At 62.2% G+C, this 22629-nt stretch carries 25 protein-coding genes; 13 read left to right on the forward strand and 12 right to left on the reverse strand.

The genetic code is table 11. The features are described 5' to 3' along the window. Positions 1–350 precede the first annotated feature (350 nt). Together KF691_13630 and KF691_13635 are read right to left on the reverse strand one after the other, a co-directional pair. Positions 351–1628 carry an amidohydrolase family protein gene (locus KF691_13630; GenBank protein MBX3390484.1) on the reverse strand — a complete coding sequence of 426 codons (1278 nt, stop codon included), beginning with the start codon at positions 1626–1628 and terminating at the stop codon, positions 351–353. A gap of 98 nt (positions 1629–1726) precedes the next feature. Beyond that, entirely contained in the window at positions 1727–3124 is a 1398-nt protein-coding gene (locus tag KF691_13635; protein ID MBX3390485.1) for an amidohydrolase family protein, read from the reverse strand. A gap of 219 nt (positions 3125–3343) precedes the next feature. Between KF691_13635 and KF691_13640 the strand changes: the two genes are divergently transcribed. Next, positions 3344–4030 (forward strand): hypothetical protein, encoded by a 687-nt coding sequence (locus KF691_13640; GenBank protein ID MBX3390486.1) that lies wholly within the window; start codon positions 3344–3346, stop codon positions 4028–4030. 302 nt (positions 4031–4332) lie between these two features. Here the strand turns inward: KF691_13640 and KF691_13645 are convergent, their stop codons facing one another. The 3 genes from KF691_13645 to tnpA all read right to left on the reverse strand — a co-directional run bounded on the left by KF691_13645 (position 4333) and on the right by tnpA (position 6791). Continuing rightward, the gene (locus tag KF691_13645) at positions 4333–5247 is read right to left on the reverse strand and encodes a hypothetical protein (protein ID MBX3390487.1); all 915 of its coding nucleotides are present in this window, start codon (positions 5245–5247) and stop codon (positions 4333–4335) included. Positions 5248–5422: 175 nt separating this feature from the next. Next, positions 5423–5710 (reverse strand): hypothetical protein, encoded by a 288-nt coding sequence (locus tag KF691_13650; protein ID MBX3390488.1) that lies wholly within the window; start codon positions 5708–5710, stop codon positions 5423–5425. A gap of 628 nt (positions 5711–6338) precedes the next feature. Further along, positions 6339–6791: an IS200/IS605 family transposase gene (gene tnpA / locus KF691_13655; protein MBX3390489.1), complete on the reverse strand. Its 453-nt coding sequence runs from the start codon at positions 6789–6791 to the stop codon at positions 6339–6341. 628 nt (positions 6792–7419) lie between these two features. On the opposite strand from tnpA, the gene KF691_13660 reads away from it, so the two are divergent. Further along, positions 7420–8271 (forward strand): hypothetical protein, encoded by an 852-nt coding sequence (locus KF691_13660; protein MBX3390490.1) that lies wholly within the window; start codon positions 7420–7422, stop codon positions 8269–8271. On the opposite strand, the gene KF691_13665 is transcribed toward KF691_13660, so the two are convergent. Together KF691_13665 and KF691_13670 are read right to left on the reverse strand one after the other, a co-directional pair. Beyond that, a complete protein-coding gene (locus KF691_13665) occupies positions 8240–8713 on the reverse strand; it encodes a hypothetical protein (protein MBX3390491.1) in 474 nt (157 codons plus the stop codon). The genes KF691_13660 and KF691_13665 overlap by 32 nt on opposite strands. Continuing rightward, on the reverse strand, positions 8700–9278 hold the full coding sequence (locus tag KF691_13670) for a GNAT family N-acetyltransferase (protein MBX3390492.1): 579 nt from the start codon (positions 9276–9278) through the stop codon (positions 8700–8702). The genes KF691_13665 and KF691_13670 overlap by 14 nt, the downstream gene beginning before the upstream one ends. Positions 9279–9458: 180 nt before the next feature. On the opposite strand from KF691_13670, the gene KF691_13675 reads away from it, so the two are divergent. Together KF691_13675 and icd are read left to right on the forward strand one after the other, a co-directional pair. Further along, positions 9459–10727 (forward strand): hypothetical protein, encoded by a 1269-nt coding sequence (locus KF691_13675; protein ID MBX3390493.1) that lies wholly within the window; start codon positions 9459–9461, stop codon positions 10725–10727. A 251-nt stretch (positions 10728–10978) separates the two neighbouring features. Continuing rightward, positions 10979–12457 (forward strand): isocitrate dehydrogenase (NADP(+)), encoded by a 1479-nt coding sequence (gene icd / locus KF691_13680; protein ID MBX3390494.1) that lies wholly within the window; start codon positions 10979–10981, stop codon positions 12455–12457. A gap of 67 nt (positions 12458–12524) precedes the next feature. On the opposite strand, the gene KF691_13685 is transcribed toward icd, so the two are convergent. Further along, complete coding sequence (locus KF691_13685; protein ID MBX3390495.1) at positions 12525–13139, reverse strand: type VI secretion system tube protein Hcp; 615 nt, start codon at positions 13137–13139, stop codon at positions 12525–12527. Between the two features lie 145 nt (positions 13140–13284). On the opposite strand from KF691_13685, the gene KF691_13690 reads away from it, so the two are divergent. From KF691_13690 to KF691_13705, 4 genes are all read left to right on the forward strand, one after another. Beyond that, complete coding sequence (locus KF691_13690; protein MBX3390496.1) at positions 13285–14022, forward strand: hypothetical protein; 738 nt, start codon at positions 13285–13287, stop codon at positions 14020–14022. Between the two features lie 397 nt (positions 14023–14419). Then, positions 14420–14698, forward strand: coding sequence for a hypothetical protein (locus tag KF691_13695; GenBank protein MBX3390497.1), 279 nt, complete (start codon positions 14420–14422; stop codon positions 14696–14698). Positions 14699–14831: 133 nt separating this feature from the next. Beyond that, positions 14832–15770 carry a hypothetical protein gene (locus KF691_13700; GenBank protein ID MBX3390498.1) on the forward strand — a complete coding sequence of 313 codons (939 nt, stop codon included), beginning with the start codon at positions 14832–14834 and terminating at the stop codon, positions 15768–15770. Positions 15771–15899: 129 nt separating this feature from the next. Continuing rightward, positions 15900–16307, forward strand: coding sequence for a DUF1801 domain-containing protein (locus KF691_13705; protein MBX3390499.1), 408 nt, complete (start codon positions 15900–15902; stop codon positions 16305–16307). 30 nt (positions 16308–16337) lie between these two features. Here KF691_13705 and KF691_13710 read toward each other — a convergent pair whose 3' ends face one another. Together KF691_13710 and KF691_13715 are read right to left on the reverse strand one after the other, a co-directional pair. Continuing rightward, positions 16338–16715 carry a CD225/dispanin family protein gene (locus tag KF691_13710; protein ID MBX3390500.1) on the reverse strand — a complete coding sequence of 126 codons (378 nt, stop codon included), beginning with the start codon at positions 16713–16715 and terminating at the stop codon, positions 16338–16340. Between the two features lie 18 nt (positions 16716–16733). Then, positions 16734–17096 (reverse strand): DUF4190 domain-containing protein, encoded by a 363-nt coding sequence (locus KF691_13715; protein MBX3390501.1) that lies wholly within the window; start codon positions 17094–17096, stop codon positions 16734–16736. Positions 17097–17341: 245 nt separating this feature from the next. Here KF691_13715 and KF691_13720 point away from each other — a divergent pair, with 245 nt between their 5' ends. The 4 genes from KF691_13720 to KF691_13735 all read left to right on the forward strand — a co-directional run bounded on the left by KF691_13720 (position 17342) and on the right by KF691_13735 (position 19916). After that, on the forward strand, positions 17342–17578 hold the full coding sequence (locus KF691_13720) for a hypothetical protein (protein MBX3390502.1): 237 nt from the start codon (positions 17342–17344) through the stop codon (positions 17576–17578). A 115-nt stretch (positions 17579–17693) separates the two neighbouring features. Further along, positions 17694–18233, forward strand: a complete 540-nt coding sequence (locus KF691_13725) for a hypothetical protein (protein MBX3390503.1) — start codon at positions 17694–17696, stop codon at positions 18231–18233. Between the two features lie 84 nt (positions 18234–18317). After that, a complete protein-coding gene (locus KF691_13730; protein MBX3390504.1) occupies positions 18318–19193 on the forward strand; it encodes an alpha/beta hydrolase in 876 nt (291 codons plus the stop codon). 291 nt (positions 19194–19484) lie between these two features. Then, positions 19485–19916, forward strand: coding sequence for a response regulator transcription factor (locus KF691_13735; protein ID MBX3390505.1), 432 nt, complete (start codon positions 19485–19487; stop codon positions 19914–19916). A 67-nt stretch (positions 19917–19983) separates the two neighbouring features. Here KF691_13735 and KF691_13740 read toward each other — a convergent pair whose 3' ends face one another. Then, entirely contained in the window at positions 19984–20142 is a 159-nt protein-coding gene (locus KF691_13740) for a hypothetical protein (GenBank protein MBX3390506.1), read from the reverse strand. On the opposite strand from KF691_13740, the gene KF691_13745 reads away from it, so the two are divergent. Further along, complete coding sequence (locus KF691_13745; GenBank protein ID MBX3390507.1) at positions 20141–20542, forward strand: DUF1579 family protein; 402 nt, start codon at positions 20141–20143, stop codon at positions 20540–20542. The two genes, KF691_13740 and KF691_13745, sit on opposite strands and share 2 nt — an antisense overlap. Positions 20543–20645: 103 nt before the next feature. On the opposite strand, the gene KF691_13750 is transcribed toward KF691_13745, so the two are convergent. Further along, positions 20646–22349, reverse strand: coding sequence for a dockerin type I repeat-containing protein (locus tag KF691_13750; protein MBX3390508.1), 1704 nt, complete (start codon positions 22347–22349; stop codon positions 20646–20648). Positions 22350–22629 lie beyond the last annotated feature (280 nt).

Raw genomic sequence — 22629 nt, forward strand, 5'->3', positions numbered from 1 at the left:
TCGACCCGCTCCGCGCCATGCTACCGCATCAAATCACTCCCTTAAAAACGAAACGAGCCGCCTGTCGGCAGCCCGTTCCTTTGTCTCTCTGCGAAAATTCTTCGCGTTCTCTCTGCCCTCGCGGGATCTCTCTGCTCTCCGTCCGCTCCGTAGAGACCTCAGGGGCGGGGGACAGAGAATATCGGATCGTGGTCACAAAATCCTTGAGCAGAATCCGATGTGGACAAACCGGGCGCAACCGTGCGTAACCGCCTATGAATCTTCGCCTTACGCGCGATCACTCGAGCATCTGTTTTTGGATTCACCGGCAGTTGGTCGACGCAAGCAATTCCCGCAGGGAAGCGCTTAGCTTACTTCTTGCCCTCGCTGACAACTCGGCCGTCGACAACCGTTCCGACGCAGTGCGTCGTGTACTCGAACGGGTCGCCGTCGTAAAGCGCGACATCAGCGTCCTTGCCAACTTCGAGGCTGCCGATGCGCTTATCGACGCCGAGAATCTTCGCCGCATCAATTGTGATGCTCGCGAGCGCATCCTCAAACTTCAATCCGTTTGCCGCGGCGACCGCGGCCTCGAACAACACGACGCGCGTTTTTGGAACGTAACTCTCGTATCCGCTCTCGATCGCGAAGAGCACGCCCGCTTTCTTCAGTTTCGCCGCGGTCTCGAAGCTGAGATTCTCCGCTTCGCCCACCGCGCGATACATCGTCGGGTGCAGCGTCACCGGCACGTTCGCCTTCGCCAGCTGATCGGCGACGAGGTAACTCTCCGCGGCCATGTCCAAAATCAGTTTGAAGCCAAATTCCTTCTGCACGCGCAGCGCGCTCTCGATGTCCTGCGCGCGGTTCACCGTGATCGCCAGCGGCACTTTCCCGGCGAGCACGTCGCTGAGCATCTCGAGGCGGAGATTCCGCGCGTCGGAATCCTTCTTTTCTTCTTCCTTCGAATCCTCGCTCCCCGACTCGGCCGGTTCGCCGACCTTTTTCTTTGCTTCGGCCGCGCTGCGCTTTCTGGCGTATTCCTGCGCCTTGATCAACTCCTCGCGCAGCATCGCGACCTGCTTGCCGCGCGTGCCCGGCGCCTTGCCGCCGGATTCGAACGCGCCCGGTCCGATTGTCGCGGTCACCATCGCGGGCGACAGGATCACGGCTTCGTCCACCGTGTTTCCAGCCGTCTTGACGACGATCGTCTGTCCGCTCACGAGCGCGCCCGGCGCGTTACCGGTGTTCACGGCCGTCACGCCGAATCCGCGCACCCATTCCACGAGCTTGTCCATCGGGTTGTACGCGTCGATCGCGCGCATCTCGGGCTGGATCGGAGCGGATTTCTCGAGCTGATCCGAATCCTGCCTGGTGTTGAACAAGCCCGAGACACCGACCGTGCCGCGTGCATCGACGAGCCCCGGCGTGACCACCGCGGCCTCGATCACCTTCACGCCGTCGGGCAGCGTGACTTCCGAGGCTCTTCCGACGCCCGCGATCTTTCCGTCTTTCACGACGACCACGCCGTCCGAGATCGGCGCGCCGCTCATGGTGTAGACCTTCTTGCCCTTGATGGCGATGTCCTGCGCGAGCGCCGCGCCGGCAACCAACATCAACCCGATCGCCGCGCTCAGTTTCCAATCGCTCATGTCACCTTCCCGTTCGAATGCGTCGTGATGCTTCGCTGCCTTCCCCTATTGCCCAATGCCCAATGCCGATTGCCGAACGCCGAATGCCCGATACCTTACTACTGCCCAAAGCAGCAGAAGTACGGCTCCTGATCACGCCCCGCGCCGAACCCGCCCACCGCGTGCAGGTAATCCACATCGATCGACCGATCGAACACCTTGTTCCCATCGACCCAGGTTTGTTCGACGTGCGTGTACACGCTCAGCGGGTCGCCGCTCAGGATCACAAGGTCCGCGTCCTTCCCCGCTTCCAGACTCCCCACCCGCTTTTCCAGCCCGAGCATCTCCGCGCCGCTCAGGGTCAATCCGCGCAGCGCGCCGGCGCGCGTCATCCCCGCCCGCACGCCGATCGCCGCACACCTGAGAAACAGCCTCGAATCGTTGATCCAGTCGTCGGTGTGATGCCCCACCCGCACGCCCGCTCTCTCGAGCACGCCACCGGTCACGAAACTCTTCTCCGCCGCCTCGAGCTTCCCGCCCGGCGAGTCGATCTGGATGATGCTGCATCCAAGCACGACGCCGTCCTTCTGCGCCTGCGCGATCTCCTCCGGAATCTTCCACGCCTCGCTCGTGTGGTGCAGCACCACCTTGTATCCGAATTCCCGCGCGATCCGGATCACCGTCGCGATGTCGTCCGCGCGGTGCGTGTGATGATGCACGATCCTCTTTCCTTCCAGCACCTCCACCAGCGCATCCATGCCCAGGTCCCGTGCCGGCGCCTTGATCTTCGCCTTCTCTTCCTCGCTCGCCGCGGCACTCACCTTCTGGTCGTACTCCTTCCACTTCTTCTGATACTCCTGCGCCTTGATGTACACCTCGCGCACCATCGCCGCGCTCTTCCCGCGCGTTCCCGAAAACGGCGGCTCCCGCAGCGAATTCGTGCCGTTCGCCATCTTCATCCCGCCCATCGGGCTGCCGTTCTCATCGAAAATCGCGAGATCCTCCATGCGGTGCGCCGGCTTGCCATCCTTCATCCGCATCTTCATGTACAGCGTCTGGCCGCTCATCAGGTGGCCCGACCCCGGCATGACATTGATCGTCGTCAATCCGCCCGCGACCACGCGCCGGTAGCCCGAGTCGAACGGGTTGAGCGAATCGGAGATGCGCACGCTCGGCTGGATCGTGGCGCTCCCGTCGGCGCCGCCGATGCCGCCGACATGGCTGTGCGTATCGACGATGCCGGGCATGATCACCTTGCCCTTGCAGTCGATGACCGTCGTGCCGCTCGGCGCGTTGTAGTTCGCGTCTTTGGTGAGCGTCTCGATTGCGACGATCTTGCCGCCTTGCACGACGACCACGCCGCGCTCGATCTCTTCCGCGGCCTTGCCGCCGGCTTCGATCGGGATCACCCGCGCGTTGACAAACGCGATGGGTTTCTCCTGGGCGCGAGCAAATCCGGAGGTCAGTCCCAACGCGGCCCCTACCCCGGCCAGAACGGCACACCATGTCGTCTTCATCGCGGCAGCGTAGCAGAATCGGGAAAGTGGGAAGGGTTCACCACAGAGAACACAAAGGACACGGAGGGCAGAAAGAAAACCAAGCGAATTGGACCAATCAATCCGGTGCCTTTGCCAAAAAACAGAGCAGATTTGTGCTCTTTCGCCGCAAGACTCCGCCTCGTCGCACGCAGACTCCCAAACGAGCAATTTCCCCGTTCGCAACAGAAGGAGTTTCTTATGAGCAAGCAAGCGTTCGCAGTTTCCGCCGCCATTGTCCTTGCCGCCGCATGCTCCGCAACGCACGCCACGACATACAACGCCGCGGCAGACTTCTCCACTTCCAACAATCCCAACGGCGTCTGGTCTTTCGGCGGACAAACATCGCTCGGAGGCGCCTTCACCGCCTTCAGCGTCAACGGAACGACGAGCGGCTTCGATTTTTGGCACTACGGCGCCTATGGGTACCTCGGCTATCTCGGCGCCATTCACAACGGTACCGGCTCCGCCATCAATTGGGGCACGGTCGTCCTCGATCCCGGGCAACTCGCGTTGCACCCCGGCGCCGGTGCCGGAGACTACAGCCTCGCACGCTTCACCGCCCCCACGGCGGGCATGTACACCTTCAGCGCCAACTTCATCGGACAGGATTACATCATCGGGACGACGACCGATGTGCACCTGCTCGTCAACAACGTCTCGGTCTTCGATGGCTTGGTCAACGGGTTTCTCGCTACCGCTTCCAGCGGCACATTCGCCATGAATCTCGCCGCCGGCGACACGATCGACGCCGCTGTCGGCTTCCAAGCGGGCAGTTTCTACGGCGACACGACCGGACTCGACTTCAACGTTGAATTGGTCCCCGCGCCGGGCCCCATCGCGCTCGCGCTGCTGGCGATCGCGCCGCGTCGCCGCCGCCGTTCTTGACACGCACGCGCACCGAGTCTCGATCAGACCCGGTGTGTCTTTCGCTCTGCATCGCAGATTCAAGGCTTTGCGCTTCATTGTTCTGCGCTCCGGGATTTGGCTCTGTTTTCCTGATGCCCGATGCCCGATGCCTCGATGACTCGATGACTCTCTTTGGCCCTTTGGCGATTTGGCCATTTGAGTGCCCAGTGCCTAGTGCCTAGTGCCTAGTGCCCAGTGCCCGGTGCCCGGTGCCTGATGCCTGATGCCTGATGCCTGATGCCCGATGCCAAGTGCCCAGTGCCTAGTGCCTTTCTTCTTCCTCACGCCGCCTTGAGCTGCTTCACGATGCTCGACAGCTCGATCACCTGAAGCGGACACTCCTTCCAGTTGTGTTTCCAGCACACAATCACATCACACCCTTCCGGCTTATGCCCGTGCAACACAAAGTTGCGGCTCTCGTACTCAAATTCAATCCGCACCCGCCGCCACTTCCCATCCTCACACAGATACCTCGCCTCGCAATCCGGGAATGCCGGCTGCACCGCTTCGATCATCAACCCAAGCTCCGCCGCAATCATCCCGAACAGCAAGATCACACCGCTCTCGTTCACCGGCGCGGTCCGCAGCCGCCGGAAATCGAGCGGGTCGCCATGCCCAACCGTGCCGAGCCCCTTCCACCCCTTCTCGCTCCTCCGCCACGCCCCCTTCAAACGAACCGGCTCGAGACGCGATCCCCCAAGCAACACCCCCGTCGACGGCGCCACTTTCTCGCGCCCCAGCAACTTCGCCGCGACATCCTCTTCCTCGCCCTTCTCTTTCAAAACCTCAACAACGTCATTCCATTCCGCCTTGCCCTTCGCAAACGAGCAGAACAAGTCCGCCGCTCGCTTCCAACTCCCCAGGCTCTTCTTCAGCAGGTAGGGACTGAACCGACCGAGCTTGTTGTACTCGTCGCGCTTCGGACGCCGCCCAAGTTTCCGCACCACGCCTCCCCAATCCTCCAGCAATTGCTCATCGCTCAGCGGCTTCTTGTGATACGGCTCAAATCCCGCCGCCTTCAGCGCCTCGCCCCAGTTCGAGAACGCACGCTGCAACGCGTGCTCCCGAATCCGCGACTGCGCATGAAACTCCACCTTCCGCGGCACGCGCCCCGCTCGCTTCTCCATCGCCCGAATCGCCTCGACAATTTCCCGGCGCGTCCGTCTCGTGCGGCGTCCCGCGTCCCGTGTTCGCATAGAAGGCCCCCTGTAGAAAAAGAAGAAAAGACATAGAAGAGCGAACGACCGCCCACGGGTTCACAGCATACCAAACTTTTACCGTACGTGTCAATGGTTTTTTGACCGGATTAATGGGCACAACTCATAAATTCAGCCCGAATAGGAGTTTAGCGAAGACCGATAGCCCATGAATTCAACGGCAGCAGCGTCGCTTCGCCAAGCCAATCTGCGTGCCGATGGAGAACGGAGCAGCATCCATTTCGGAGGCTGGCAGTTCTTCACGGAGATTCGAATGAACGGATTCCAGAGCTGGCACGATGGAAAGGGTTTGTGGGTCAGTTGGGAAGGCCGACCGCCGTTTTGTGTCCAATCGCAAAGCGACGTCGAAGTACTGAGGGAATTCGCTGCTGTTGCCTACACGTGCAAATTCCAGCTTCTCACCGACCGAGGGCATGTCGAGAAAACCGCCCGACTCCTTCATGTGCTCGACAAATACCAAATCCGCGAATTAGGAGAAAGAGACATCCGAGAATTCCTCTTTCGGCACCCCCTTTGATCGTGAACCCTTTCCGACGAGAGTCGGCTCGGTTGTTCGCCCCCGGGAGGGAAACAAGGTACAGGAATGTTTTGGAGGGATCCGCCTTCCACGGGTTCCGCGGCGGTGAAAGCACCGCCGCTCCACCACGTGGCTACAAGCCATCGCCCTATGGGGCGAAACGAGCGGGCGCGAGAGCGCTGGCCGCATGCCCTCGTTCCGTTGGGGCGAAAGGCAAGCGATGCAAGACGACCCTCACGTCGTCAACGCCAATCGGCTCTCTTGAATCCCCGCCCCAACGGGGCGCCAGAATGTAGCGACAGGTGGAGCGAGGTCGTTTCGACTGAGCGCAACCCGTCGAGAAAGTGCAGCCCCGCGCGCAACCGAAAACGAATCGCATTCCTGAATTCCCGCCCCATCGGGGCGCGGGAATGTAGCGACGGGTGGAGCGAGGTCGTTTCGACCGAGCGCAACCCGTCGAAAGGGTGCGCCACAACCCCTTGAGACAATCGCCCCCACCCGTCTGCCCCGGAGGGGCAGAGGAATCCCCCGGCCCACCCCTCCCCTCCCCTCCTCACTCAAACACATACTTCTCATCGAACTCAATCCGGTGCGCGCGGAGCAGCCGCAGAAGTTCTGACTTGAAGTCTTCGCGCCGGTGATGCTCGTGCTGAATCGCGATGTACTTCTTGACCGCGTCCTCCTGCGACTTGCTCACCGAAAACACGCCGTATCCCTCCTGCCACGCGAACCGCTCCAGATTCGGAAATGTCTGGTGCACCCAAAGAGACGATCGCGCCTTCACCGTGCGCATCAGATTCGAGACCGCACCGTCGGCGCGCCAACGCAGATACATGTGAACGTGATCCTCCACCCCGCCTATGTCGTAGAGCACGCCTTTCTCGGCGCGCACGATGCCTCCGATGTACGGATAAAGGCGAGACGCGACGTCGCGCGTGATCCACGGTTCGCGGCACTTCGTCGAAAAAACGATGTGCAAGAGAATCTGTGAATACGTGCCGGGCATGTGGGTCCCTTTGTGTGACTTCTCTCGCCGAGCTGGAACAGATTCCCCCGCCCCGCCGGGGCGGAAACAAGATACAGGAATGTTTCTGAGGTCTCCGTCTTCCACGGGTTCCGCGGCGGTCAGAGCACCGCCGCTCCACCACGTGGCTACAAGCCGTCGCCCCAATGGGGCGATAAGCAGGCAATTGAATGCGAAGCAAAACCCGCTGAAACGAATCGCATTTCTGAATCCCCGCCCCAGCGGGGCGCGGGAATGTAGCGAGAGGTGAAGCGAAGCCCACCAATAGGCGGGCGAAGCGTAACCCGTGGAAAGTTCGAAGCGAACTCGTCGAGAGCGTTCAGCCGCGCGCGCAACCGAAAACGAATCGCATTTCTGAATCCCCGTCCCAGCGGGGCGCGGGAATGTAGCCACGGGTGCAGCGAAGCCCGCCGATAGCGGGCGAAGCGCAACCCGTGGACAGGGTGCGGCGAACCCCTTAAGACGATCGCCCGTACCCGCCTGCCCCGGAGGGGCAGAGGAATGGCGGAGCATCCGCAAGGCGGATTCCACAAATCTGTGGATCGCGTTTCGGTATCTTCCATCCGTGTTTTTGTTCGCTGCGATCTGTGCACCGCTCAGAGGGCTTCCCATGAATTCGTTCACGCATCGAGTTTTGTTTGCCGTTGTCCTGATCGCGTGCGTGGTCGGACGTGTGGGAGGCGCCGAACCGAGTACACCGGAGCCCGGCGTGCCGGCCGAGCAGCCCCAATCCGACGATTCCGATTCAACGACGAACGACGCCAAAGCGCCCGCAGTGAAAGCACCCCGCGCCCCCGCACCTTCCGCGGCGGTGCTCGCGCTCAAGCGCTGGCACGATGCCGCGCTCTGCAGCAGCTGCAAGGGATCGGGCAAAGCGACCAAGAAGGTCGTCACCGGCACGCGGACCGTGAAGCCCGACAAAGCCGGATTCCCGATCAAGCAGGACATCATCAAAGAAGTCACCATCGACTGCCCCGCCTGCGATGGTCAGCGCCTCACCAAAGACAAACGCATCGTCACCACCGGCAACAAGTTCGCCGAGACGCTCGCGCAGATCGACACCACCGACGATCGCTGGCCCGCGGCACACGACGACCTGCTCGAAAAACTCCGCGCACTCGTCACCATCGGCAAAGGCGCCTGGCAAGATCGGCTCAACAAAGCGATCGGCGCGCTGCTCACGGGAGCCGTCGCCAAGAGCGGCATCCCGATCGTCTTCGCCGGTTTTCTCGAAAAGGATTGGCAAGACAACGACCCCGCGTATCGCGAGCTTCGTGTGGTGGTTGACAATACCACCGTCTACTTCCAGCAACCGCGACTCGTCGATATCAGTGGTTTGCTGGCGCCGAAGGACAGCCCTCAAGGCAATGTTCTCTGCGGCGGCTGGTTGGTCAGGCGCGACGACGGCAGCGGGCAGTTTTCCTCCGTCATCAACAACGGCTTTGTGATGAGCAGCCGGTAGCGGCGGCGAATGCGCGGCACGCCCGAAAAACGTCGATATCCCCGAATGCATCCATCCGGTCAATCAAGCCGCTCCCGTCAACGGCGCACCGATCTCCGTTTCGATGCGAACCCGCATTTCCGATCCCCGCGTGTGCGCGCGTTCTGCCGCGGCATGTGCCTCGCTCAGCGCGGCTGATGATCACGCCTTCGTCCGCTTGCGTGTGAACCACGATCGCAAAGCCGGACCAGTCCGCGACGACGCGGCTGACCTGCAACTTGATCTCGAGCGGATGAACTTGTATCCAGAGCGGATTGATTGAACTTGGCGTCGCTCGGCCGAGACCGGGAAGCCCGCTCTTCATCACAAAGCAGTTCGCAGCGGGACAAACCGAATACGTTCGTGCCCACAGCGCCACAACGAGACCAATCGCACCGAGCGCGCCCGCGCTACGCCGATGCACCGCCCGCTCCGCACATCAAACCCTGCTGCTCACCCCTTCCGCTCGAATCTCTCAACGCTCCGTCTTCCGGATCGATCACCGTCCCCGCGGACACAAACCCGTTCTTCCGGAGCACGCCGGACGAAGCCGGGTCGCCGGCGAGAGTGTGGGCACAGAAGCAAGATATTTGGAATTGGTGTGAGGCCGAGGAGATGAGGAGCTGGACGATTTCGGTTGCGATGCCGCGGCGGTGGTGAGACGGGACAACGCTGTAGCCGAGCTCGAGCATGCCATCGACGGGCGGGCCCTTGAATCCCGCGGTCGCGCAGTAGACGCCGCCGATTTCGTTCTGTTCGCGGGCGCGTACGACCTGCTGCTGTGCTCGGACGTGAACATGGCTCCGGGCTGCCCGTCTGACCTGAACGACGACGGCCAGGTGGACGACGCGGACTTCGTGCTGTTCGCGGGCGCATACGACGCGCTCGATTGCCGGTGATCCGCGATTGGCACCTCCAAGTGCCGGAGCAAGAGCGGAAACGGAAACAACGCAGCTTCCCAGGCCTCCCTCCGCGCGCCAGGTTGGCATGTTTCAGGAGGCCAGCTTCGGAGAGGCGGGTCACCAAAGTCGAACCGGTCCACTACCCCCGCTCGACATCCGACATTGCACAATCTCCCCTCATTTTCACCGGTTTCCCTTGCGCCCTTTCCCCGCTTTCCTCGCCCGGAGTCTGGCGGGCCATGCCGGCCCGCACCTGGAGCCCAAGCGATGAACACCCGCACCACTCATTCACACCTCACCCGCCTTGCGTCCGGCCTCTGCTTTGCCGCAGTTGCGCTGCGACCCGCGTTCGGGGGCGGCACGGCGCTGCGGCCCGGCTATCCGACTGAATTCCGACCCACTGCTCTCACGGCCGACGGTTCGACAGTCGCCGGCGCCTTGCCCGGCAGCTACAACCCCCCGTTCAGCACGGGACCGGCCGGCCAAGTCTGGCGCGCCGGAACCGGGTTCTCGCCGATCGGCTATTGGTCGTTTCAACCGTGGCGTCACGCGATCAGCGCCGATGGCAACCGGATTGCGGGACGTGAGTACGGCTTTCATCGGGACTGGCGCTCGGGCGCGTGCAACTGGATCGTCTCGGAAGGTTCGGGCGTTTACATGCCGAACAGTGAGTCGTACGGTCGCGGCCTCGCACTGACTCGCGACGGCTCCAAAATGCTTTGGGCGGACAACGATTCCGACTACGGGCTCTTCCTCTGGGACGGCGAAGCCAGCGAAAAGATCAGCACCGATACGCCGTGGAACGCCGCGATCTCCGCGAACGGCGAGCGGGCCGCGTACTACTTGTACGCAACCAACCAGTTCCGGCTCTGGACTCGGGCGGATGGCGTGGAAACGCTGCCGTCGCTGCCGGACATGATTTCCGGCGGCGACGAGGTCGTCTTCAGCGCCGATCGATCGCACGTGTACGCGATGATGCAGATGCCCGATGGAGCGGCTCTTGTGTCTTGGGACTTGACCGTCCCGCTTGCGGGACGGCACGCGGGCTTACCGGAGACGATCTGCTTCCTGCCGCAGGGCGAGAATGCCTATCCCTGGCTCACCATCGCCGGCGTCAGCGCCGACGAACGCACGATCGCGTTTTCCGTCGATTCGCAGTCGTACATCTGGAACGATGAATCCGGATTGCAGACCTTCGAGTCGTTCCTTGCCTCGCGGAATATCGAATTCGGCCCGAACAGCGGCATCACCGCCCTCTGCATGAACGCCGACGCGAGCGTGTTCGCCGGGGTCTCCGACTCGTTCTGGTATCTCGATCTGAACAACGCGCCCAGTTTCTGTGGCGCGGATTTCAATTTCGATCGCCGCGTGGATGACGCAGATTTCGCGATCTTCGCCGGCGCGTACGACCTGCTCGATTGCACCGATCCGGATATGCCCGCGGCCTGCCCGAACGACATCAACCGCGATGGACTGGTGGATGACGCGGACTTCGTGCTGTTTGTCACCGCTTACAACACCCTGCTCTGCGATTGAGGGCGGCGGATGGGAATGGATGCCCGCTGCGTAGAGGCCGCCACACCCAGGTCGTGAACATGCGGCGACTGACGGCGGGCGGCGAAGAGCCGCCCGATCCTTTTCTTTGAGGGTTGCGGCGAACGTTCGCAGCACCTGTGTACCCCGTGCCGCGGAGGCCCCATTCCGGCTAACCTTCCCCCCTGTCAGTTTCCCTTCGGGGCGTCCCCGCCCCCACGACCTATCAAGCCAGAACCATTGGAGCATTGAACATGCCTTCTTCGATCACGATGTCCGCCGGAAAACTCAACGTCCCCGCGGATCCGATCATCCCGTTCATCGAAGGCGACGGCACCGGACCAGACATCTGGCGCGCATCGGTGCGCGTGATCGATGCCGCGGTGAACAAGGCCTCCGGCGGCAAGTACAAGATCCACTGGCACGAAGTGCTCGCGGGCGAAAAGGCGTTCAACAAAACCGGCAACTGGCTCCCCGATCAGACGATCGAAGACTTCAAGAAGTATCTCGTCGGCATCAAGGGCCCGCTCACAACGCCGATCGGCGGCGGCATCCGCTCGCTCAACGTCGCGCTGCGCCAATTGCTCGATCTCTATGTCTGCCTGCGCCCGGTGCGCTGGTTCAAGGGCGTGCCCTCACCAGTCAAGCGCCCGCAGGACTGTGACATGATCCTCTTCAGAGAAAATACAGAGGACATCTACGCGGGCATCGAGATGGCCGCGGGAACGCCGGAGGCGCAGAAGGTTTTGGATTTTCTGCAGCAGACGTTCCCGAAGGATTTCGCGAAGGTGCGGTTTGGGACGAAGGCCGCAGGCGATTCGTGGCAAAGCGCGCTGCAGGCGATCGGCGCGCCGGCGCGCGACAACCCGGTGCAGGTCGGCATCGGGTTCAAACCGGTTTCATATCTGGGGACCGAGCGGCTTGTGCACAGCGCGATCGCGTTCGCGCTCAAAGAGAAGAAAAAGAGCGTGACCCTTGTTCACAAGGGCAACATCATGAAGTTCACCGAAGGAGCATTCAAGGATTGGGGGTACAAGGTTGCCGTGCAGTTCTTCCGGGCGCAGGTGGTGACGGAGCGCGAGTCGTGGATTCTCGGCAATCGCGATTCGAGTCCGGGGCTCAGCGCGGAAGCGAATGCGAAGATGATCGACCCCGGTTATGACATGATGACCGCGGATCAGAAGGCGAAGATCGTGAAGGAAGTCGAGGGCGTGCTCGCGTCGATCGGCGCTTCGCACGGCGACGGCAAGTGGAAGAAGATGCTGCTCATCAAGGACAGCATCGCGGACATTACGCTCCAGCAAGTGCTGACGCGGCCGAAGGACTTCGACGTCATCGCGTGCATGAATCTGAACGGCGACTATTTGTCGGATGCGCTCGCGGCGCAGATCGGCGGCATCGGGATCGCACCGGGCGCGAATATTAACTATGTTTCGGGTCACGCGATCTTCGAGGCGACGCACGGAACGGCGCCGAAGTATGCGAACCTGGATCAGGTGAACCCGGGCTCGGTGATTCTCTCCGGCGAGATGATGCTGCGGTATATGGGGAGCGGCGGGGACAAGATCTGGAGCGATGCCGCGGACTTGATCATCAAGGGCATGGACGGCGCGATCAGCGCGAAGACCGTGACGTACGACTTCGAGCGGCTCATGAAAGCGGAGGGTGACACCTCGGTTCAGAAAGTGAAATGCTCGGAGTTCGGCGACGCGGTGATCAGGCACATGGGCTGAGCGGCTGCAGCTCCACCCAGTGCATTCAGAGGTTTAGGCGCGAAGGACAACGCGAAATGCTGCTGCTTTAGGGCGTGCTGACGAAGCTGTAGCTCGCCACACCCAGCGGTGTCGTGATGTCCAGCTTGCTCATCGCGAACCAGGTTTTTTCGAGCTGCGCGAAGGTGCCGTCGGCGCGCTGGATCAACTGCGTCGTCACCCGAGTCAGGACGGCGTCGGTCAGTTTGTACTCGATGTTTCCTGATGCGTTTGTCAGCTTGACCGTCACGGTCTGCAAATGGGTGCCCGCCGTAATCACTCTGAACGTCGAGACCGAGCCGGGATCGAGATTCCGGAGCACCGAAAACTCGGTGAGAGTCGCCTGCCCGTTCGAGCCGCCGCCCGTTTGCGCCGTGTACGCGAGATCGCAGGTCATGCCGACGATGGGCGCGGTGATCTTTGGAAACCCGCTGACCGCGGGAATGTCGATCGTGCCCGCCTGCATGTCCGCGCCCGGAACGCCTTCGCCCCGGCCCGCGCCGCCGACGCTCGAATTCACGCTCTGCACCGCGTCGTAGATTTCCTGCGTGGTCTTCCCCGTTGAGCTGACGGTCCCGGCGGGCGGGTTGAGCGGCCCGGCGATCACGAATGCCGCGGCACCAATCAGGCCGGCCATGACAAAAACTCGAGCAGCGTGACGCATGCGAGCACCTCCGAAGGATCAGCCGATTGTAAAGGAATCTCGCGATTTCGCCAAGGCGAATTTCCGGAGCGGCGGGCGTGCAGAGTCCGGATCAATTGCCGCGGATTCTCTTGCGGCGGACGAGCACGCGTGCGATACTGGATGAATGCGGAGAGAGCGGGCAATCGTCGGGCTGGTGGGCTCAGCAAGCGTCGTGCTGTTGTCGCGGCTTGCCGCGGCACAGTCGCTCTGGACCGACCCCGCGCACAAGTTCGCGTGGTGTGAGAACGCGGGTTTCTTGAACTGGGCTGATGCGGGCGCGCCGAGCGCGCCTCTTGGTGCGCGCTTCTATCCGCGCTCGGCGTCGAACTACCAGGGGTTTTTCAAGGGCTTTGTGTGGGGCGAGAACATCGGATGGATCAATCTCGGGAATGGCCCGGCCGACGGAGTGGGGCCGTACATCAATACGACCGGCGCGAACTTCGGCATCAACGTGGATGGCACGGGCAAGCTCACCGGCTATGCGTGGGGTGAGAATGCCGGATGGTTCAACTTCGACACCGCGTTGACAGGCAATCCGGCGCGCATCGACTGGACCGCTGGTGTCGGAATGCCGGGCGCGCGGCTGCGCGGCTATGTGTGGAGTGAAAACTTCGGCTGGGTCAATCTTGATCATGCAACGGTGTATGTGGGGCTCGCAGCGGGATGCCCCGCGGACCTGAATCGCGACGGCTTCGTGGACGACTCGGACTTTGTCATCTTTCTCGCGGCGTACAACATTCTCGACTGCTCCGATCCGGCGGCGGCGTTTGGTTGCCCGGCGGATCTCAACGGGGATGGGCTCGTCGAAGATGCTGATTTCGTGCAGTTTCTGAAGGGGTACAACGAGTTGATCTGTCCGTGATGCCGAAGCGCCGGGCCACGCGCGACAAGAAGAGCCACACCGAACGTTCTGCACAAGCATCAGCCCGCGGCGAGGTCGCGCGATTCGCGGATGAGTTCTTCGAACGCATCGTCGAAGTCGGCCTCGGACGAGAGCGAGAATTCGTGCGAGATGCGGAGCGTGCTCATCTCCTGGCGGCGGCGCAGGGTGGGGGTGGTTGCACAAGCCGGGCAGCACAAGGAGCACCTTGAGCTTGTTCTTCTGCGGCGTGAGATTGGCCATCACGCGGGGGGCGCTGAGTGCGATGGTGGTCTTGAGCGCGCGGACCTGCAGCTTGGAATCGCCGCGGTTCTTGCCGGCGGACTTGGCGGCTCGCATGAAGCGTTCGTAGAGCGCGAGCACGTGCGGCTCTTTGCCCTTGAGCAAGGGCGCGATCGGGAGCCGCTCGCAGGTGTGCTCGGTCGGGCGGCGAGAGAATTGCCTGCCGCAGCGCGGGCAGATGTCGACGGCCATTGCCAAATGCTACAAGATCAGGCCGGACGCTCGAAATGCTCGATCTGAGGCGCTGCGCGATCTTCGCGCGGAGAAGGATGCGCAGATCGCGGAACTGCGGACGAGGCTGGAAGCGCAGGCGAAGCAGAACGCGGAATTGGCAGAGAGGCTGAAGGTGCTCGAGCAGCAACTTCGAGCGAGGTGATCGAGTCACCGCGGGCAGAACCCCGCACGGGACGCCGGCGGCGGAGCACGCTCAAATTGGGGGGGCGTGATTTCTCTGCCACTTGTCATGCCCTGTACCATGAACGAACCGGGAACCAAGGAGAGTGGGAATCATGAGTTCATCTATGTGTGCGGGGAGTCGGTTTACGTGTGCGCTCGGTGTCTTGCTGGTGTGCGGATTTGCATCCGCCGCGCCTGTCTATTCGAATGACTTCGAAAGCGGCATCGGCGCTTTCACTTACAACGGCGTGCTCACCGAATTGACCCGCTTCAGCCTCCCGTCTGACGGCGGCGGGCTGAACTCCGCCAATCAGTCGATGTGGCTCGGTCGCATGGGGTACAACATCGGCAAGGGACCTGCGAGCAAAGAGATCGTGAATCTCACTGTAACGGGGCTCGTGCCCGGAACGCAGTACACCGTGTCGTTCGATCTGCTCGTCGGCGCATCGTGGGACGGCGCGGCAGGCGGCTATGGCACCGACAACTGGTATTTTTCGGCGGACGGCACGCGCCTGGTGGACACGATCTTTTCAAACGGGGACCAGGGGACGGACTACGGCGCGTATTCGCCGCAGCGTTACACAGACACCAACTACACAAGTCCCAACGGGCCGGACGTCAAGGCATATACGGGTGCCGAGTATTGGCGCAAAGACGGCCCGGGCTACAGCGGCTACTACGGAATCTATTACTTCAGCCACGGCGCGGGAAACCCGGTGCTGACGTTCACCGCATCGGGAAGCAGCGCGGTGCTCGAGTGGACGCGCTACAGCGGCTCGAACAACTTCGGCGACAGCTCCGACGAATACTGGGCGCTCGATAATGTGGTCGTTGATGGCGCGCAGGGCGCCGCGTGCCCGGGCGACATCAACAACGACGGCTTCGTGGACGACTCCGATTTCGTGCTCTTCCTTGCGGCGTACAACATCCTCGACTGCGCCGACCCGTCGATGCCCGCAGGATGTCCGACGGACCTGAACGGCGACGGATTCGTGGATGATGCCGACTTTGTGATCTTCGTCGGCGCGTACAACGAGCTTGTGTGTCCGTGACCTGTCGGCGCAGGAGAAAATCGTTTGAATACGTGCCTCATTTGAGCGCCTTTGAGGTGTGGGCTTGCTTGTGGATTTCGCCCCGTGAGATCGGGTAGTCTTCCCACCTCTTGCAGGAAGGAATAGGACATGCCCATCCACAAAGACATCCGCGCGTACAACGCTTCCCAATCCGCCGCGGACAAGAAGATCTGTGCCGCGCTCGCAAAGATCATCGACGCCCATCTCCCGGGCGCGGAATGCAAGATCTGGCACGCGCATCCGGTGTGGTTTCTCGATGGCAACCCGATCGTCGGCTATCACAAGCTGAAGGACAGCGTGCGTCTGCTCTTCTGGAGCGGGCAGTCGTTCGATGAGCCCGGGCTCGCGCCCGAAGGGAGTTTCAAGGCCGCGGAAGCGCGGTTCACCGATGTTGATGAGGTTTCCGAGAAGGACCTCAAGCGCTGGCTCAAGAAGGGCGCCAAGATCCAGTGGGATTACAAGAACATCGTGAAGCGCAAGGGCAAGCTGATCTGGGTGGAAGGGAAAGAGAAGTAGAGGCACCCACGGGAGAGTCTCGATCGCGATTCAGGGCTTGGCGGTCTTTGAGGCGAGCACTCCCATCAGAACGATCGCCAAATAGATCAGTTGAATCGTGAGGCCGATCCCGAATGCCGCCCACGCCCACTTTCGCGCGGTTTCCGAATGACGGCGCGCCTCGGAATAGGCGCCCGCCGAATTGCGCCCCATCGCGAGCGCCGCGAAGACCACAGCGACGATTCCGGCGGGTTGGCAGCAGAAAAGCGCGGTGAACGCGGCGAGGATAATCGGCACGGCGACCGGACCGATTCCCGGGTCCTCGTCGCTCTCGGAGATCACGTCTCCGGGGCGGAGCAGCTTTTTGCCGCACGCGGTGCATCGGAACGCGTTGTCATCATTCGGAGCGCCGCAAACTGCGCAGAACATGGAAAGCGACTCCCGGAATCAGCGCCGCCCGGTGGACGACGCAACGATGTTGAAAACCAAGAGAAGAAGGAAGAGCGAGAACAGCGAGCCGAGCACGATCCCGAGCCAGGCGCGCACATGCCCGCGAAGGCCGGGATGCCGCTTGAGGCTCCGCAGCGCCATGATGCCGGTGATCAGGGCAAAGGGCGCCGGCAAGAGCAGGATCGAAAAGAGCGCGAGATACCCGGAAGCGATCGCCCATATCGATGTGTTCACGGGCAGGACCGGCTCGAGCGACTTGAGTTGATTGTCGGGTGGGATCGCCCGCGGCAGAGGCTTGCCGCAGGCCGTGCAGTTGTTCGCACCGTCGATTGCCTGAGCCCCGCAAGTCGGACAAAACATTCACAGACTCCGTAAGCCCTCTCGGGGCCGGGAGAGTACCAAAGCGCGAGCCACGTTCTTGAAGCGCCGCGAGGGCTCGGGAACCGGGGTTTTCCCGGATGTCTGAGGAATTGACCCCATTGCCCAACGAGGCCTCGAGGAGGCTTTTTGGAAACTTCCGCCAATTCCCGGACGTCGGTTGGCATTCCGAGAACCCTGCATCACCTTTGAGATTGAAAGCCCCGAGAGGGCAGGGAGTGATACACATGCGCGCGATGATGACCGTTCTCGCTGTTTCTGCAACTTGCTCGTTCGCCGCGGCATCGCAGTTTTCGGTGCCGATGAATCAGACGATCGGCGGCACGCCCGGACCGATGCCGGCCGTGCAAACCGACAACGTGCAACCGGACACGATGAGCGTGATCGCGGTTCCCGCGCCGGGCTCGGCCGTCATGGCGCTCGGTGGGCTCGCGCTGCTCGCGCGTCGTCGCCGCGAGAAATAATCCGCCGGATTCATTTTGTTTTGTGTCCACACCGGTGCCTCGCGGCGCCGGTGTGTTCTTTTCTGCGAACGCGGCGGGCTCCGTATTCTGTGGCGGATCCACAAACGGAGGCTGCATGCTGTCACAAGAATCCAGATCGCGCGTCCGGCAGCGGCTGCTGCACGAGACGCGGACCATGGCGTGGGTCGGCTTGTACATCTTCCTGTTTCTCGCGGCTCTGGCCGGTTATCGCGCGATCCTGCTCGGAGAAGGCGGCGCCGGGGCGTGGCCGCTCTTGCACTGCGCGATCGAAGCGCTGGTGCTCGCCAAAGTGATGCTGATCGGAAACGCCCTGCGCCTGGGCGAGCGGGTGTTTCGTCGCCGCATGTTCTCGCGCACACTGACGAGGGCCTTCGCATTCACGGTTTTCGCGATGCTGTTTTCGGCGCTTGAAGAGCTGGTGATGGGAATGCTGCGCGGCAGATCCTTCGACGAGCTCTGGCAGGAGCTCGCAAACATCGGCCCGAAATTGATCATCGCCCGCGCCGTCGTGCTCTTCATCTTCTTCGTCCCCCTGTTTGCGATCTGGGAAATCGGCCGGGCACTGGGCGACGGCAAGCTGCACGCGATGTTCTTTGATTTGCCGGCGGAAAGCGCGCGTGAATCCATCTCGTGAGCCCGCGGCGAGACGAAACAGTCCGCAATTTCCGGCATCGAAAACGTGAGCGGAGTGATTTGCATGGTGTGCGGCGCAAGGAGAGTGCGGCGACGGACACGCAAATCCGCGCCGGCTGCTGTTTTGCTCCTTGCCGCGGCGGGCGCGATTGCTGTCTTGAGTTGCTCAACGCCGGGACCGGCATCCAAGCCCGAGGAGATCGCGGCGCTCCGGCGCGCGTCGATCCGGGCAACCGCCGAGCCACCGGAAGCGGAGACACCTTCGCTTTCGTATCTCCATGCCGGCAAACCGGACGACCCGCGTCTCATCTACATTCACGGCACCCCGGGCTCCGCCGAAGCATGGGCGGATTTTCTGACCTCGCCGGTTCCGGGATTCGAGTCGATCGCGGTCGATCGGCTCGGTTTCGGGCAATCCAAAGACTCGCGCGGCGGGCGCAGCGGAGTCGATTCGTTTCAGGAGCAGGCCGACGCGATCGCGCCGCTGCTTGTGGAGCGCGACGGGCACTGGCCGATTCTCGTGGGGCATTCACTCGGCGGACCGATCGCGGCGCGACTCGCGACGATGTATCCGGAGCGTGTGCGCGGACTGATCATCGTGGCGGGCTCGCTCGATCCGGCGCAGGAAAAGCCCGGACTCGGCCAGGCAGTGGCGACGACCGACTTCATACGGTTCTTTCTGCCGCAGACGCTCGACAACAGCATGGGAGAACTGGCCGCGGCAAAGAAGCAGACCGAACTGCTCGCGCCCGAGCTTTCAAAGATTACCTGCCCCGTGATCGTCATCCACGGCGCGAGCGATCAACTCGTGCCCTACGCCAATGTGGATTACATCACGAAGATGCTGACGAACGCGAAGAGTGTCTCGGTGGTGAGACTCGACAAGCAAGGACACTTTGTCCCGTGGGAGCGACCGGAGGCCATTCGAAATGCCGTCGCCGAACTTGGGGCGTCTCGTTGAACGCACGGCAGATTGAAGAAAGCCACGGAAGATATCCACCGTTGCGCCACATGGATTGACGACTCAAACAAAGCCTTCGCGCCGTTTTGACATGTTTTTGACAGCAATCGCGGGCCGCATATCGCTCCCGTAACCCCTGGCGAGAGAGGCCTTTGCGCTCGGGCATCACCTCGCAGGCGCACACTCCATGAACATGCATTTATCCTGTCTTTACCGGCGCGCAAAGTGCGACCGGAAGAATCTTCCGTGGGAGGCCAGGACGTGCTCCGGGACTCCACGGGGAGTTTGTACATGACGCACACGACAACGGTGATGGCACTTGACGCTTTGTGGCCGGTGGGGCGAGCGCTCGCACGCGTGTTCCAGCGCAACGAGTCGATCAGTTGGGCGGGGCTCGCGATCGACACCCCGAGCTGGCGCGAGATGCTGATCGCGGCGCAGCCCGATATCGCGCTCATCGATCCGCTCGGATTCCGCGAGACAACCCATCAGCTTGTGAAGCTCACGCGCGCGGTTTCTCCCGACACCAGAATCGTGCTGTTCGTGCCCACGATCGCCGAGCCGGTCGTGCAGCGCTGGTACGACGCGGGCGCCGACGCGTGCGTCGCGAAATGGATGCACCCGGACTTGATTCTGGATGTCGTTGCGCAGGTGCGCAGGGGAACGTTCCGGCGCGACGAATTCTGGGAGCTGATTTCGGCGAATCTCGCGGCGGCCTCTTGAAACCCTGAACGGTTTGCCCACACGAACCCGCACGACCGCGGATCGCCGCGGCGTGCGGCTTTTTCGTTTACCGGAAGACCAGGTGGATGGTCAGGTACATGGCACCGACCACGGCGACGAGCGCGATCGCGGCAAGGAGCATCGCTTTCGGATCGACGTTGCTTGAAGGCGGACGGTGTACCTGACGCGGCCGATCCGGCGCGGATTGAACGGGCGGCTCCTGCATGAGTGATGCTACACAGGCCGGCGTTGCGCCGCGCTTGCGAAGCCGAAATCCGGAAGCTGCCGCGAGAGTCGCCGAGTCCAGCGGCAAGATGCCGGACGGCAACATGATCGGCGCGATCCTCACGCTCGGCTACGACGCCAGCAAAAAGAAGTGCGTAGGCTCGTGGATCGGTTCGCCGATGACAACGCTGTTTGTCTACGAGGGCGAACTGGACGCGAAGGGAGAAACCCTGCCCTTGAACTGCACCGTCCCGGGCTGGAATGACCCGACCAAGACGATGCCGTATCAGGACATCCACGAGATGCGAAAAGACGGCACGCGCCTGATGCGCTCACAGGCGCTCGGGCCGGACGGGAAGTGGATGCAGTTCATGAGCGCGACGTATCGAAGAGTGACGTAAGCAACTCGGTTTGACGTGCCACTGCTCGCGGCTCGGCATGAGTGGTGTAGCCGCTCTCACATTCTGCTCTCGGCGATCAGCACATCAATTCTCGCCGACCCCCTCACGGGCAAACCAACTCGTTATACCCCACGACAAAGATGACGAAGTCCGCGTCGTCCACGAATCCATCCCCGTTCAAATCCGCCGGACACCCCAGCGGCATCGCCAGATCCGCGCAATCGAGCGTGTTGTACGCAAAGACGAAAACGATGAAGTCGGCGTCATCGACGGCGCCATCGTTGTTCAGATCCCCCGGACACCTTGCCGCAATACGGAACAGGAGAATCCCCTTCCCGTTCTGGCCAAACGGCTGCCCCGGCGGCACATTCACGCTCGCGCTGCACGCGATGTACCCCGCGTCATTCAGCGAACGCTGCCTCCCGTCGTTCCCGCCGCTGATGTTGAGATTCGAGAAGCTCGAAAACGAACGGATCATGCCCGGCCGAACCGTAACCTTGTCCGGCGCCTTGTACACCGTGACAAGATTGCCCGAGCGATCGGTGCCAAAGAGCGCCTGGACGTTGCCCCCGAGATCGAACGTCCCGCTGAACGCAATCTGGCCAACCGCATTCGCGGCAACCGCCGTCGATGACGAGAGTCCCAGCGTCGCCCCGGGCACATCGGGCACCTGCTGCCCACCGCGGCAGATCTTCGAAAGGGCATTGGCGCGATACCGCCAGATGCCCGTCTGATTCGAACTGTTGGTCGCAGGCCCGAACACATTCGCCTGGATGATGATGTCGCCGTTGTCGCAATAGAGCGGCGCATTGAACGTTCCCCAGAACGTGCCTCCGGGCTCGCCCGGCACCTGCTGGTTCGCGACAAACAACTGCCGCACGCCCCCAGCATCCTTGACATACAACGCCATCTCGCCGTTGTACCCGCCGCCCTGGAGCGCCGCCAGAAACGCCACGGCATTGGAACCGTTCAGCGCGTACGCCCCGATCGACTTGAACTTCACTCCCGGCAGCGGCTGCCCCGCCGTGCCGGGCGCATCCTGCTCGGTCGCCGCGGTCACCTGGAGCCCGCCCGAAGCGCCGGTGAGCACGCCGCTGTGCGGCGCATCGCTGATGAAACTCCCCGCGAGACACGCTACTCCCCCGCCGTTGATCTGCATGACCGGGCTGAGGCTGGTGAACCCCGTACTCGAAGGCGGTGCATCCTGGCGCGCATGCTGCGAGAGCGAGCCGGGCTTGCCCGTGAACAGCGTGATGTAGGAATGCCCCGTCCCCGTCGCATCCGACACGCACGTGAAGGCAAGATGACCCTTGTTCGAACATGAGAGAAGCTGCGTGCCTTCGAGGATGAACGTCCCCGGGGGCGAACTGGGCGCAGCGGCATGGTTGTACGCCATGAGATTCAAACCAAGCCCGGTCTCGGACCAGATGCCGAGCGAAGTTCCTCCACCATTGAGGGAGTGCACGAACGCCGCGAACCCGGTATCTGAAAAGGTAAACGCCGGCCCCGTCACGGGTGCGAAGAGTCCGCCCCCGGGCGCCGGGTCATTTCCTTTGACGACGATGTGCATGGCACCGGAGTTCGCGAAGAGCGCACCGTCGGTGACGTTGTACCGATTCCAGAATGCAACGTTGTTCGAAGCGTTGATCGCCGGAACGCTCGTCGCGCTTCCAAAGTTCGTGCCCGCAAGCCCGGGGACGGGATCGCCCTGAAGCATCGGCATGGAGATAAAAGTGTTGCTCTGAGCCCACGCGCCGGAAACGGCGCAGGCGACGGCGGCAAGCGCGGACACCACAGTGTGACGCATACCCGACTCCCGGAAGTTGTGCCGTATTCTAACAAATCGGGCCCAAGACCCCAATGCCGTTTTCGCAGGGGTGATCCCCTTTCTTCCGGTGCTTTCCGCTATGGGGTCGGTTTCAAGGAGCAGAACGATTCCCATAGCCAGAATCCCGACCACCGCAAGGATTCTGATAACGAACCAAAGAGCGGTTTTGGTATCAACGTTGCTGGTCGGCGCGCATCGCGTCGGACTCCAAACCGGGGGGAGGGGGAGGGAGTGGGGAGGGCAATGGATGGAGACGGAG

The organism is Phycisphaeraceae bacterium (assembly GCA_019636555.1).
GTDB lineage: Bacteria > Planctomycetota > Phycisphaerae > Phycisphaerales > UBA1924 > JAFEBO01.